Raw genomic sequence first — 13,515 nt, 5'->3', positions numbered from 1 at the left:
CACCCGACCGGAGAGGGCGTCAGCGGATAGGGGATATCAGGAGAGATGGTGAACATGGTGAAGCAATCCACACTGGCAGCGACGCTGCTGCTCGCGCTGCTGGCGAGCGGATGTCAGCGAACGGACCAGCCGGCTGAAAACGCAGCTGGCGCGACCAAGGCTGGCCCGGCCGCGTCCGGCAGCGTGCGGCCGCGTGCTGCAACGGCGCAGACCGGCACCGCCGCCGGCAATCGCTACGGCGCATTGCACTTTGCACCGTGCACGCTGAGTTCCGGCAGCGCGGCCGGCAATATCGAAGCGCAGTGCGCCAGCCTGCGCGTGCCGGAAAACCCGGCCGCGCCGACAGGGCGCAGCATCGACCTGAAGATCGCCTGGCTGGAAAGCGATGCCGGCGCCGGCAGCACGCCGGACCCGGTGTTCTTCATCGCCGGTGGGCCAGGCCAGTCGGCCACACAGGTCGCCGCGATCGTGGAGATGGGGCTGCATGAAGTCCGCAAGCAGCGCGACATCTTCCTGGTCGACCAGCGCGGGACCGGCGGTTCGCATCCGCTGGAGTGCCGCGATGCCGCCGGCAAGCCGCTCATGCTGGAAAACAGCAGCGCCGCCACCGCCGGGCAACTGACCGATTACGCACGCCAGTGCGCACAGGGACTGCGCAACGATGCCGATCCCCGCTATTTCACCACCACCGAGGCCATCGGCGATCTGGAGGCGGTGCGCGCGGCGCTGGGCGTGCAGACGCTGAACCTGGTCGGCGGCTCCTACGGCACCCGTGTCGCACAGCATTATGCGGCGCGCTACCCGCAGCACACGCGCACGCTGGTGATCGATGGCGTGGCGCCGAACGATCTGGTGATCGGCGGCGAATTCGCGCGGACGTTCGAAGATGCGATCGCGTTGCAGGCCAGCCAATGTCGCAAGCAAGCCGCCTGCGCCAAGCGCTTTCCGGTGGACACGCGCACGCAGCTGCGGCAGGTGGTGGAGCGCCTGCGGCAGGCGCCGGTTGCAGTGGATTACCGCGATCCGCGCACCGGTGAACTGCACCACGAACAGGTGACGGCCGATACCGTGGTCGGCCTGGCATTCGGGTTTTCGTATGCGCCGGAAACCGCTTCCTTGCTGCCGCTGGTGCTGGACGAGGCGGCGGCGGGCCGTTACGCCTCGCTGATGGCCTTGGCGCAGATGAGCGCATCGGACATGTCCGACCAGATGAATCGCCCGATGCAGTGGTCGGTGCTGTGCAGCGAAGACGCCGGCCGCTACGTGCCGCCAGCCGGCAAGGACGACACCCTGCTGGGCGCGGACGTGGCGCAGATGTTCTTCGCACCCTGCACGGCCTGGCCGACCAAGCCGACTCCGGCTGCCGAGGCCGCGCCGTTCAAGTCCAACCTGCCGGTGTTGCTGCTGTCGGGCGAGCTGGATCCGGTGACGCCGCCGCGCTATGCCGAACGTGTACTGCAGGGCCTGCCCAATGGCCGCCACCTGGTGGCGCCGGGGCAGGGCCATGGCGTCTTTCGCCTCGGCTGCATGCCCAAGCTGCTGGGCCAGTTCCTGCAGACCGCCAACGCCAAGGCACTGGATGCGCAGTGCGTGGCCAGCCTCAACACCGTGCCCGCGTTTACCTCGTTCAACGGATGGGAACCATGAGCCGTACCGACCACGCCACGGAGGCGCACGCATGATCGTCGTCGACAACCTGCACAAAGCGTTCAAGACCAAGACCGGGCCGGTGAAGGCCGTCGATGGGGTCAGTTTCAGTGCCGCCGATGGCCAGATCACCGGCCTGCTCGGCCCCAACGGCGCCGGCAAGACCACTACCTTGCGCATGCTCTATACGCTGATGTCGCCCGACCAGGGCAGCGTCACGGTCGATGGCGTGGATGCCACCCGCGACCCGGTGACCGTGCGCCGCGCACTGGGCGTGTTGCCGGATGCGCGCGGCGTGTACAAGCGGCTGACCGCGCGCGAGAACATCGCCTACTTCGGCGAGCTGCACGGCCTGTCGCGCACGCGCATCGCCGAGCGCACGCGCCTGCTGTCGGCAGCGCTGGACATGGACGACATTCTCGATCGCCAGACCGAAGGCTTCAGCCAGGGCCAGCGCACCAAGACCGCGATTGCACGCGCGCTGGTGCACGACCCGCGCAACGTCATCCTCGACGAGCCCACCAACGGGCTGGACGTGATGACCACGCGCGCGATGCGCGGCTTTCTGCAGCAACTGCGGGCCGAGGGCCGCTGCGTGATCTTCTCCAGCCACATCATGCAGGAGGTGGCGGCGCTGTGCGACCGCATCGTCATCGTTGCCAAGGGCACGGTGGTGGCCTGCGGCAGCGCCGACGAACTGCGCGCCGCCACCGGGGAAGACAATCTGGAAGACGCCTTCGTCAAGGCGATCGGCTCGGACGAGGGACTGCACGCATGAGCACCACATCGTTGTTGTCCACGCTGTGGACGGTGCTGCGCAAGGAACTGCGCGACATCGGCCGCGATCGCCGCACCCTGGCACTGGCCTTGCTGCTGTCGCCATTGCTGTATCCGATCCTGATCCTGGGCATGGGCGCACTGAGCGAAAGCCGCGTGCGTACCCAGATCGACAAGCCGCTAGAGATCCCCACGCTCGGCCGCGAGAATGCGCCCAATCTGGTGCGCTTCCTGGCCGCGCAGGGGCTCAACGCGGTCGCTGCGCCGGCCGATCTGACCGCCGCAATCCGCAACCAGGATGTGGATGTGGCATTGCGCATCAGCGCCAGCTACGCCGACGACTGGCGCGCCGGGCGCCCGGCCCTGGTGGAGATCATCAAGGACAGCACGCGGCGCGAGGCCGACGTACCGAGCCTGCGGCTGCAGGCTGCGCTCGGCAGCTATAGCCAGCAGGTCGGTGCACTGCGCCTGCTGGCGCGCGGCATCGATGCGCAGGTGGGCAGGCCACTGGAAATCGCCGCGCAGGACCTGGCCACCGCCGAAGCCAAACGCGGCCAGATGATGGCGATGCTGCTCCCGGTGCTGCTGGTGATCACCTCGTTCCTGGGCGGTGCCTCGCTGATCCTGGATGCCACCGCCGGCGAGCGCGAACGCCAGTCGCTGGAACCCCTGCTGGCCACGCCGGCGCCGCGCAGCGCGATCGTCAGCGGCAAGATCGCCGCCGCCTGCGTGATCGGCATGCTGTCGTTGCTGCTGACCTTGCTGGCGTTCAAGGTGAGCGCGCAGCTGTCCACGTCGAACCTGGGGCGCCAGCTCAATGTCGGCGTCGTGCCGATGCTGCAGATGCTGTTCATCCTGGTGCCGATGCTGTTCATCGGCACCTCGCTGCTGACCTATCTGGCCGCCGCCGCCAAGAGCATGAAGGAAGCGCAGGCGCACATGACCTGGCTGTTGCTGCTGCCGATGCTGCCCGGCTATGCGCTGATGGCGTACCCGTTGAAGACGCAGTTGTGGCATTTCGCGGTGCCGTTCCTGGCGCAGAACCAGATGCTGCTGAAGGTGATTCGCCACGAGCAGATCAACGCGCAGACCTGGGCGGTGTATCTGTTGGCGGGCTTCGGTGTGGCCGCAGTGTTGTGGTACGCGGCGGTGCGACGTTATCACCAGGAGCGGCTGGCGATTTCCGGCTGATGTTACTAGTCCCACCGGAAGAAGGCGGCGCGCAGCGGCGGATGCGGGGGCGGATTGCCAATACGAATGCACGGTGACGCATGTTGATGTTGAATGATTGAACGTCCTTGTTGTCTACGTAGTGCGTGACGTCCACCTGGTCGCCGTACCCTCACCCCAACCCCTCTCCCGAGGGGAGAGGGGCTTTAATCCTTCTCCCCCCGGGAGAAGGTGCCCGAAGGGCGGATGAGGGTACGGATCACCAGCCAACAAAAAGCCCGCATCGCTGCGGGCTTTTTGTTGGGTGCCCAACATTCGCCGGGAGTGCAGTGCATCGATCATCGGCAGCCATGAGCCATGAGCCATGAGCCATGAGCCAACAATCAACCAATCAACCAATCAACCAATCAACCAATCAACCAATCAACCAATCAACGACCAAGCAATCAACGACCAAGTAATCAAGGAATCAACGACCAAGCAATCAAGCAATCAACGGACTCACTCACTCAGCCGCATGCAGAACTACCTGATCGCCCAGCCACCCGCTCAACCCCCCGGATTGAACGACAGCGTGCGCCGCGTGGTCACCGGTGCAGCCACCGGTTCGAAGCGCCAGCGCTTGACCGCGTTGAGCGCTTCGCGGTCGAACACGCGCGGCGGGGTGGCGCGCAGCACGCGCGAGGCGGTGATCGAGCCGTCGGTGCCGACGGTGATTTCCACCAGCACTTCGCCGGAGGTGCCGGCGCGCAGCGCTTCCGGCGGGTAACGCGGTGCCGGGGTGCTGATCGGGCGCAGCGACTGCGCGGCCGGTGCAGCTGCGGCAGTTGCCGGTGCCGGGCGCGGGGCGGCCGGGGTCGGCGCGGGCGCCGGGGTCTCGGCCTGACGGCGTGCGGCGGCCTGGCGGTCGGCCTCGGCGCTCTGCTGGCGGGAGGCTTCCTGTTGCGCGGCGATCTGCTGCGCAGCGGCCGCCTCGCGGGTCTGCTGCTCGGCCAGCCGCTTCTGCTCGGCGGCCTGCTTGGCCTTGTCCTCGACCAGCTTCCTGGCCTGCTCGGCATCCTGCTCGGAGCGGCTGGCGGCGGTCTTCATGCCGGTGTCCAGGCCACTCTTCAGGCGCGGCAGTGCCGGTGCCTTCGGGTCGACCTTTTCGATCAGCGCGATCAGGCGCTGCGCCTCGGGGAATTCTTCGCGGCTGATGCCCTGTTCGGCGGCGATCAGCGTGTACGGCAGCAGGTCGGTCAGCGCGCTGTTGACGGTGGCGTCCTGCGGCTGCTTCTCACGCAGGGCCAGGTAGTACTCCACCGCGTTGTCGCCGGCCGGGGCGTACATGCGGTTGTCCTGCAAGGCCTTGGTGGCCGAGGCGCGCAACTGGTCGGCAGCCATCGATTGCACCTGCGGCGACACCGCCGTGGCCGGCGTTGGCGCGGCGGCCGGTGCCGCAGGCGTGGCGCCGGTGGCAGGCGCGGTGGTGGCGGCCTTGTCGTCCTGCCTGGAGCAGGCGGCCAGGCCGACCAACAAAATGACCGGCGCGATCCGGCGTGCCATACGGCCCTGTGTCAGATCCAACATGCGTCCCCCTTACCCCGATTGCAAAAAGATGCTGCGGCGAGCGCCGGCCATTGTTCCCGCAATGGCTGGCAAAGCGGCAATCTAGCATTGCCGGGGCGGTTCAAGCCAAGGGGGGCACCTGCCGGGCGCGAAATTCATCGCGCTGCGGTGGCCGGTGCCGTATCGGCCGGTAGCCGCGTGGCCGGCTCGGGCAGCGGTGCCGGGCAATAGCGCCGCAGGAAGTCCGCATGCGCAGGCAGCCGCACCAGGGCGGCATCGACCCGTGTGCGGATGGTCTCCAGAAAATGACGGAGCTCGGCATCGCCCATCAGGTCGGCCACCGGGTGATGCTGCGTCGGCGTGATGCCCTGGCCCAGCATCACCTGCACCCAGGAGTTCTCGGCAAACAGCTCGTTGGCCTGGTGGAAGACGCGCCCGCTCTGGCGGAACAACTCCACCCGGTGGCGCAGCGTGTCGGGGATGTCCATCGCCGCGCAGTCGCGCCAGAACGGCGTGTCGCGGCGGTCGGTGGCGTGGTAATGCAGGATCACGAAATCGCGGATATGGGTGATTTCCGCAGCGGCCTGGCGGTTGTATTCGGCGATATCGACATCGCTGATGACCTGCGGGAAGGTCTGCATCAGGCGGATGATGCCGCGCTGGATCAGATGGATGTTGGTCGATTCCAGCGGCTCCAGAAAGCCGCTGGCCAGCCCCAGCGCCACGCAGTTCTTTTCCCACACCCGATGCCGCTGATTGGGCGTGAAGCGCAGTGCGCGCGGCGGGGTCAGCGCGCGGCCGCTGAGATTGCGCTGCAGGACCTGCGCGGCGCTGTCCTGGTCCATGTAGCGGCTGGAATACACGATGCCGTTGCCGACCCGGTGCTGCAGCGGAATGCGCCACATCAACCCCGGACGCTGCGCCGATGTCGCCGCCAGCGGTATAGTCACCCGCTGTTTGCACGCAAGGACGTCTGCATGCCGCTCGATACATCACCTGTCTCTGGTAGACATCTAGATGTGTATAAGAGATAGTCGGGCGTGCACGCGCGCGGTCGGCGCCCGGAGCGACTGCGCGCGCAAGATCCGACCCAAGCTGCGCAAAATGTTAGCGCTACCACAGCCGCGACAGAAAAAAGCCGCGCGATGGAGCGAAGCTGGAAANCGCAGCGGCCTGGCGGTTGTATTCGGCGATATCGACATAGCTGATGACCTGCGGGAAGGTCTGCATCAGGCGGATGATGCCGCGCTGGATCAGATGGATGTTGGTCTATTCCAGCGGCTCCAGAAAGCCGCTGGCCAGCCCCAGCGCCACGCAGTTCTTTTCCCACACCCTATGCCGCTGATTGGGCGTGAAGCGCAGTGCGCGCGGCGGGGTCAGCGCGCGGCCGCTGAGATTGCGCTGCAGGACCTGCGCGGCGCTGTCCTGGTACATGTAGCGGCTGGAATACACGATGCCGTTGCCGACCCGGTGCTGCAGCGTAATGCGCCACATCCAGCCCGCCTGATCGGCGCGCGAGCGGGTGTAGGCCACCGGCGCGCCGACCGATTCGGTCTGCACCGCCAGCGCGCTGTCGGCAAACAGCCACTGCGACCAATCGTCCGTGCCCACGCCCAGCGTCTTGCCGATCAGCAGGCCGGCAAAGCCGGTGCAATCCAGGAACAGATCGCCCTCCACCCGCGTGCCGTTGTCCAGCGTCAGCGCGGTGAGATAGCCGCTGTGCGCGTCGGTCTCCACGCTGCCGATGCGCCCTTCGATGCGCCGCACGCCGAAGCCTTCGCTGAAGCGGCGCAGGAAGCGCGCGTACAGGCCGGCGTCCAGGTGATAGGCGTAATTCATGCCGCCGTTGGGCAGATGCGCAAAGCGCCCTTCCTGCGCGGCGCGCAGCTCCAGGCAATAGTCGCCGAAGTCGTGTGCCACGCCACGCTGCCGGCCCTTCAACCAGAAATGATGAAACCCCGCGCTCCAGTGATCGGTGCCGGTATGGCCGAAGGAATGGATGTAGTGCCGGTCGACATCGCGCCAGTGCTCGAAGCCGATGCCGAGCTTGATGGTGGCCTGGGTGGCGGCCATGAACGCGGCCTCGTCGATCTCCAGCAGGCGATGGAAGGTGACCAGGCTGGGGATGGTGGCTTCGCCCACGCCCACCGTGCCGATCTCGTCCGATTCCACGAGGGTGATCTGCAGGTGCCGGCCCAGCACCTTGGACAAGGCGGCGGCGGCCATCCAGCCGCCGGTGCCACCACCGGCGATGACGACGCGGCGCACCGGGCGCTGTCGTGGGTCGGAAGGGGCGGTGTCGGTCATGGCGTCGGATCCTCAGCGATTCAGGCGTTGCAGCAAGCGCGCGCGCAGGCTGCGGGCACGGGCCTCGTCCATCGGCGCCAGCACCCCGCGCGCAGACTCGGGCATGTGTGCGGCGGTGTCCGCGTCAGCATCGAACACGTAATGGTCGAACACGTCCTGCCAGATCGCGCGTTGTTCCGCTGGCAGGTCGCGCACGGTGAGCAGCGCCAGCATCAGCGCGTTCATCGGCGAATCCATGTAGGCCGGGCTCTGCCGCCACCAGAAATTCACCAGCACGTTGAACGCCGTCAGCGCTTGCACGTGATGCCACCACATGCTGGGAATGAACAACGCATCGCCCGGTTCCAGCTCGGCCACCAGCGCGTGTTCCAGCGCCTGCGCATAGCGTGGAAAGCGCTGCAGGTCCGGCGCGGCGATATCCACCAGGCTGACCGGCTGCCCGGCCGGGGTGAGATCGAGCGGGCCGATGTACAGGTTGGCCAGTTGCTGCGGCGGAAACAGCGTGAAGCGGCGCCGCCCGGCGACCACGCAGGCCAGGTTGTCGGGCAGGTCCTGGTGGGCGGCGATGCGGGTGCGGTTGCCGATCCAGATGCTGGCCAGCGGCTGCGCCTGCGGCAGGGCGATCGGGTTGTGCGCGCGCAGGCCGGGCAGGTAGGTGTCCAGCGTGGTGGAGCCGACATAGATCGCCGGTGGCTGCGGGTCGTGCAGGTCGCGCAGCAGGGTGTCCAGCACCACCGCCAGCGGCACCCGCTCGGGGCGGAAATTGAAACCGCTCATGTCCGCGTTGTAGAACAATCGCCCATCGATCTCCGGCGGGCCGACCTGCGCCACCACTGCTTCGCCGCGATCGAAGCCGCGCAGGTAGGCAGCGGCCGCCTGCGCAGAGCGCGCGCCGGCCTGCGCCAGCGGCCAGTCGCGCACCAGCCCGCGCAAGACCAGCGGCGTGGTGGAGCGCAGCACGGCCGGGTCCGGCTGCTGCGGGTCCAGCCCGTGTCGCTCTTCGATGGCGCGCGGCTCAGCCAGCATGACGGCGCTGCAGGCGGTCGAGCAGGTGGCGGAATTGCGCGATCGAGGCCACCGCCATGTACAGCGGTTCCAGATCGCCATGCCGGTGCAGGTCCAGCAGCGCGGTCTTGCCGAGCGCGCGCAGGCGTTCTTCGTGCACGGTGTGCAGGCCGGCCAGCCGGCAGTCCAGGCCGTTGTCGAGCGTGGCTTCGAACACGAACGGTTCCAGCAACTCGTAGCGCAGCAGGCGCTCGACGAAGGCATCGCTCGCCGCCAGCCCGTCGTGCAGCGTGCGCAGCAATTGGCTGATGTGATACAGGAAATCGGTGGTGCCGCCGTGTTCGCGGAACAGCAGCTCGCCTGCCTGGGTGCTGATGCGCGGGCTGTCCAGATCCACGTGCACCATCGGCCCGTCCGGTTGCTCGCCGATCAGGAACGGTTGGCGCTGGATTGCCAGCGGGACATACGGCGCATCCCAGCGCGCGCCATCCAGAAACAGGTTCTCGCCCAGGCGCAATCCCAGCAGGGCCAGCGGCTGAAAACGCCCGCTGTCGCTGCGGTGGAACACGATCGGGTACTGGCCCTGCAGCTGGCGGAATTCCTGCGGAAACGTCGCCGCCGACATCACGTCATCGCCATAGGCGGCGCCATGGGCGGTGATCACGCGCAGGTCGCGGTGATCGAGATTGTTCAACAACACGGCATTGGTCATGGGGGGGCGACACATCACGCGGGGCGCGTGGCCCATGCTTGGACAGTTGCTTGGGCATGGCAAGTCCCGGATGCGTCGCATCCGGGACTTGCCACGAGAGAGCCGTGCGAGACGCTCCGGCAGACTGGCTGCCGAGAGCGCTTAAAAGTACATCACTGCATGATCAACGCGCTGCCTCACCAGAACTTGTAGCGCAGGCCCAGCATGTAGCGCGGGCCGGTCTGGGTGGCGTAGACGATCTGGTTCTTCTGCCTGCCGTGCTGGCGCTGCACCTCGTCGGTGAGGTTGATCGCCTCCAGGCTCAGCGACAGGTTCTCGTTCCACTGGTACCCGATGCTCAGATCCAGCTGGCCATAGGCTTCGGTATAGACCGGGTTGGGCTGGGTGCCGCCGTCGAAACGCGCAGCCAGGAACTCGTCGCGCCAGTTGTAGGCCGCACGCACCTGCCACTTGTCGCGGTCGTAGAAGCCGACCACGTTGGCCGAATCGCTCAGGCCTTCCAGCGCGAACTGCTCGCCGATCACCGCATTGTCGTAGGTCAGCCCGGAGTCGACCATGGTGTAGTTGGCCGACACGCCAAAGCCGCTGGCGCCGAACATGTGCTGCAGGTTGAATTCCCAACCGTCCAGCGAGGCCGAGCGCTGGTTGGCCGGCGCGGTGATGGCGAAGTTGGCCACCGGATCGCCCGGCTGCCCGCTGATCACGCCGGTGGCGTTGCCGTTGGCATCGGCCGCGCGCACTACGCCCGGCGAACCGTTACGGTTGCGGAAGATGTAGTTGCGGATACAGGTCAGGTCGGCCGAGGCGCATCCATTGGCCAGCGCTTCGTTCCAGTACGTGCCGCCAATCGGGGTATTCAAGCCCAGCGAGGTATCGTTGCGCGTGGTCACGCCGATGTAGTTGTCGATGTTCTTGCGGAAGAAGCCCACCGAGGCGTAGCTGGCATCGCTGTAGTACCACTCCAGCGACAGGTCGATGTTGTGCGAGAGCAGTGGCTTCAGGCCTGGGTTGCCTTCCCGGCCGGTGCCGCCTTCCACGCGCGCGATCTCGCTGAGCGTCTGCCCGCCCTGGATATCGCCCCAGCCGGGCCGGCCGATGGTTTCGCCGTAGCTGCCGCGCAGCACCAGGTCTTCGGTGAGCTTGAAACTCAGGTCCAGGCTGGGTAGCCAGTATTCGTACTTGCCGCTGTCGCTGGCGAACGCCGAATTGGCCACACGAATCGGCAACTCGTTGTTGGCGACCCAGTCGATGCCCACCGCCACCGGCACCAGCGCCTGTGCGTCCACCTTGGTTTCTTCGTAGCGCACACCGGCGGCCAGGCTGATCGGCACGCGCAGATCGTCCCAGCTGTTGTTCCACTGCAAATAGGCGTTCTTGGATTTTTCAGTCACGCGGCGGTCGGTGGTGAACACCGGCGAGGTGCGGTACAGCGCATCGTCGCCGGCCACCTGCGCGGCCGCCTGGCGGGCACGTTCGAAGTCGAACAGGAACAGCTGGTTGAACTGCGCCGGATTGCCGCTGCCGTCGATCGCGTCGAAGTACTGCGCAAACGCACTGGGGATCCACAAGTCGTCCGGATAGTCGGCTGCGGTGCCGTTGCCGTTCCAGGTATCGCGCTGCACATTGGAGAACGCCGAGCGGTTCTTGACCTCGGTGCTGCCGATGCCGAACTTCAGCTGCGAATAGTTTTCGAAGGTGAAGTCGCCGTTGACCTGCGCCTGGTCGATCTCCGACTTCATGTAGCTGTTGCGGAACGCCGAGCCGGTGACCAGCGTGCGCGACGGATCCAGCCCGGTCAGGCCGAAGCCCAGCTGCTGCTGCAATACCGGGAAATCCTTGCTGAAATCCACCACCGAGGTGCCGCGGTAAAAGCCGGACACACCCAGCGAATTGCTCGACCCGTCCGGGCTGTCCGCGCCGGCTTCGGCGGTGGAGCGGTGGATGTCGAAGTTGAGCTTGAACTGGTCGTTCACCGCCCAATCCACGTTGAAGCCCAGCGACTTGTTCTGGTTGCGCGTGGCCGCGTTGGAACCGGCGGTGGCCAGATCGCTGGTGGCCGGGTTGACGATTTCCGAATAGGTGATCGGACCGGCCACCGGGCCGTTGGTCCAGGCGCTGGCGGAGGGCCCATAGTTGAACCACACCGACATTTCGTTGCGCTGCTGCTGGATCTTGTTTTCCGAGTAGGTGTAATCCAGCGTGGTGGTGACGTTGTCCAGCGGCTTGTACTGCAGCACCAGCTGGCCGTTGGTGCGCTGGCGCTCGACGCCGACCACGCGGTAGTTGAGGTTCTGCGGCACCGAGTAGATATCGTTCGGGCCGGGGCGGTTGGCGATGTTCTCCGAACCCGCCGTCCCCGGCTGAGGGATGGTGCCGTAGGCGGTGGAATCGCCGCGGAACGAACGCCAGCCATTGGGCACGCCGACCTGGCTGTAGCCGAAGTCGCGTTCCTGGTAGCTGCCGCTCAACGACACGCCAAAGCGGCCATCGTCCGAGGTGGTGCTGAAGATGCCGGAGATTTCCGGCGTCAGCGCATCGCCCTGCAGGCGGCCGGGCAGGTTCTCGTTGGAGGCATCGTGCACGCCCTTGAGGCCCACGTTGGCATGCAGGCCCGGGTTGTCCAGCGGCCGGGCCGTCTTGATGTTGATGGTGGCACCGATACCGCCGGTGGGCGTGCTGGCGCGGCTGGTCTTGAACACCTCGATGCCGGAGATCGACTCCGACGCCAGGTTGGCGAAGTCGAACGCACGCGAGTTGGAGGCGTTGGATTCTTCGATGCTGGCGCCCGGCATCTGCCGGCCGTTCAACAGCACCAGGTTGAAGTCCGGGCCGACGCCGCGCACGGTGACGCGCGAGCCTTCGCCCAGTGAGCGGTCGATCGACACGCCGCTGATGCGCTGCAGCGACTCGGCCAGGTTGGTGTCGGGGAACTTGCCGATGTCCTCGGCCACGATGCCGTCGACGATGCCCTGCGCATCGCGCTTGACGTTCATCGACGAGGTGAGGCTGCCGCGGATACCGCTGACCTGGACGGTATCGAGCGTGGCAGGGTCGGCCTGGCTGGAACCGGGCACGGTCGAGGCCGACTGCGGTGCAGGCGCGGTTTGCGCGGCAAGCGGCGTCGACAATGCGAACAGCAAGGCAGACGTCAAGCGCCGCGTGCGCGGCAGGGTGCGTAGCTCTCTCACGATGATTCCATCCCCAAGCAAGGAAAGCCGGCCCCGAGCGGAACAGGCAAAAGGTCGAACAGCAATCGCGCATTTGTTAGCGCTGGCTTAACCAAGTCAACTTGCACTGCAGCATCGGCCGCGAGCCGAGGACGCCACACACCGTTCCACGACGGGTGCCGCCACAGGCGGACAAGGGCGATCGCTTGCCCGTACCCTTGGTATTCCACGGCAGCTTGCCGGCCCTGCGGATGGCAGATGCCGCTCATGCGAGCCTGCTGCACGGATGCGGCCTACCCGCATGCGGGAGCCCGGCCTGGCGCTGTTGCGTGATCGAAGACGGCCCAGCTTGCGTGTCAGTTGTCCCCCGAACCACCCCTTACGACCTGGAGCGCATGATGATCGACCTGTACTACTGGCCCACCCCCAACGGCCACAAGGTCACCCTGTTCCTGGAAGAAGCCGGGCTGGACTACACGCTCAAGCCGGTCGACATCGGCAAGGGCGAGCAATTCGCGCCGGCGTTCCTGCAGGTTTCGCCCAACAACAAGATGCCGGCCATCGTCGACCACGCACCGGCCGGCGGCGGTCCCGCGCAGAGCGTGTTCGAATCCGGCGCCATCCTGCTGTACCTGGCCGAAAAGACCAGCCGCTTCCTGCCGCGCGATGCGCGTGGCCGCATCGCCGCGCTGGAATGGTTGTTCTGGCAGATGGGCGGGCTGGGGCCGATGAGCGGCCAGATGGGCCACTTCAACGTCTATGCGCCGGAAAAGATTCCCTACGCGATCGAGCGCTACAACGCCGAGGTGCGCCGCCTGCATGGCGTGCTCGACACGCGCCTGGCCAGCCACGCCTTCCTTTCCGGCGACGATTACGGCATCGCCGACATGGCCAGCTATCCGTGGATCGAGGTCTATGCCGACCTCAAGCCGGACTACGCCGCGTTCCCGCATCTGCAACGCTGGCACGCCGCCATCGCCGCGCGCCCGGCCACGCAGCGCGCGTACGCCTTGACGGAGAAGGTCAATCCCGATGCCGGCAAGCCGCTGGGCGAGGAAGAACGCAAGCATCTGTTCGGCAAGCGCTGAGGCAAAGCGGCCGGTGCGCCTGCGCACCAGGACACGCGGCGACAGCGGTCACCAGCGCAACTGCGCAGCAACAACCGCACCCAGCTCAGGACCC

General features: G+C 66.6%; 9 protein-coding genes and 1 pseudogene. 4 read left to right on the top strand and 6 right to left on the bottom strand.

What is annotated here, in order from left to right; translation table 11 throughout:
• The first annotated feature begins 48 nt into the window (after positions 1-48).
• From C0541_RS19605 to C0541_RS19595, 3 genes are read left to right on the top strand one after another with little or no spacing between them, the layout of a single operon-like run.
• A complete protein-coding gene (locus C0541_RS19605; protein ID WP_115051186.1) occupies positions 49-1,647 on the top strand; it encodes an alpha/beta hydrolase in 1,599 nt (532 codons plus the stop codon).
• 31 nt (positions 1,648-1,678) lie between these two features.
• Entirely contained in the window at positions 1,679-2,425 is a 747-nt protein-coding gene (locus tag C0541_RS19600) for an ATP-binding cassette domain-containing protein (RefSeq protein WP_115051036.1), read from the top strand.
• Positions 2,422-3,615 carry an ABC transporter permease gene (locus tag C0541_RS19595; RefSeq protein WP_115051035.1) on the top strand — a complete coding sequence of 398 codons (1,194 nt, stop codon included), beginning with the start codon at positions 2,422-2,424 and terminating at the stop codon, positions 3,613-3,615. The genes C0541_RS19600 and C0541_RS19595 overlap by 4 nt, the downstream gene beginning before the upstream one ends.
• Before the next feature lie 528 nt (positions 3,616-4,143).
• Here the strand turns inward: C0541_RS19595 and C0541_RS19590 are convergent.
• The 6 genes and pseudogenes from C0541_RS19590 to C0541_RS19565 all read right to left on the bottom strand — a co-directional run bounded on the left by C0541_RS19590 (position 4,144) and on the right by C0541_RS19565 (position 12,354).
• Positions 4,144-5,163, bottom strand: coding sequence for an energy transducer TonB (locus C0541_RS19590; protein ID WP_115051034.1), 1,020 nt, complete (start codon positions 5,161-5,163; stop codon positions 4,144-4,146).
• 134 nt (positions 5,164-5,297) lie between these two features.
• Positions 5,298-6,131: a tryptophan 7-halogenase gene (locus C0541_RS19585; RefSeq protein WP_429001360.1), complete on the bottom strand. Its 834-nt coding sequence runs from the start codon at positions 6,129-6,131 to the stop codon at positions 5,298-5,300.
• Positions 6,132-6,309: 178 nt separating this feature from the next.
• A pseudogene (locus C0541_RS19580) lies at positions 6,310-7,449 on the bottom strand (tryptophan halogenase family protein); the annotation flags it as partial.
• A gap of 12 nt (positions 7,450-7,461) precedes the next feature.
• On the bottom strand, positions 7,462-8,475 hold the full coding sequence (locus tag C0541_RS19575; protein WP_115051033.1) for a cupin-like domain-containing protein: 1,014 nt from the start codon (positions 8,473-8,475) through the stop codon (positions 7,462-7,464).
• Positions 8,465-9,166 (bottom strand): SapC family protein, encoded by a 702-nt coding sequence (locus tag C0541_RS19570; protein WP_161960168.1) that lies wholly within the window; start codon positions 9,164-9,166, stop codon positions 8,465-8,467. Before C0541_RS19570 ends, C0541_RS19575 begins: the two co-directional genes overlap by 11 nt.
• 176 nt (positions 9,167-9,342) lie before the next feature.
• Complete coding sequence (locus tag C0541_RS19565; RefSeq protein WP_115051032.1) at positions 9,343-12,354, bottom strand: TonB-dependent receptor; 3,012 nt, start codon at positions 12,352-12,354, stop codon at positions 9,343-9,345.
• 377 nt (positions 12,355-12,731) lie between these two features.
• On the opposite strand from C0541_RS19565, the gene C0541_RS19560 reads away from it, so the two are divergent.
• Positions 12,732-13,421 (top strand): glutathione binding-like protein, encoded by a 690-nt coding sequence (locus C0541_RS19560; protein WP_115051184.1) that lies wholly within the window; start codon positions 12,732-12,734, stop codon positions 13,419-13,421.
• Positions 13,422-13,515: the final 94 nt, after the last annotated feature.

Origin of the sequence: Xanthomonas arboricola, from assembly GCF_003353015.1 — a bacterium.
Lineage (GTDB): Bacteria > Pseudomonadota > Gammaproteobacteria > Xanthomonadales > Xanthomonadaceae > Xanthomonas > Xanthomonas arboricola_E.
Note: the sequence above shows the minus strand (reverse complement) of the source record. Positions and strands in the feature narration are given on the sequence as shown.

Coding starts and splice junctions, on each gene's coding strand:
- C0541_RS19600 (WP_115051036.1), top strand. CDS start 1,679: ATGATCGTCGTCGACAACCTGCACAAAGCGTTCAAGACCAAGACCGGG.
- C0541_RS19595 (WP_115051035.1), top strand. CDS start 2,422: ATGAGCACCACATCGTTGTTGTCCACGCTGTGGACGGTGCTGCGCAAG.
- C0541_RS19590 (WP_115051034.1), bottom strand. CDS start 5,163: ATGTTGGATCTGACACAGGGCCGTATGGCACGCCGGATCGCGCCGGTC.
- C0541_RS19575 (WP_115051033.1), bottom strand. CDS start 8,475: ATGCTGGCTGAGCCGCGCGCCATCGAAGAGCGACACGGGCTGGACCCG.
- C0541_RS19570 (WP_161960168.1), bottom strand. CDS start 9,166: ATGACCAATGCCGTGTTGTTGAACAATCTCGATCACCGCGACCTGCGC.
- C0541_RS19560 (WP_115051184.1), top strand. CDS start 12,732: ATGATCGACCTGTACTACTGGCCCACCCCCAACGGCCACAAGGTCACC.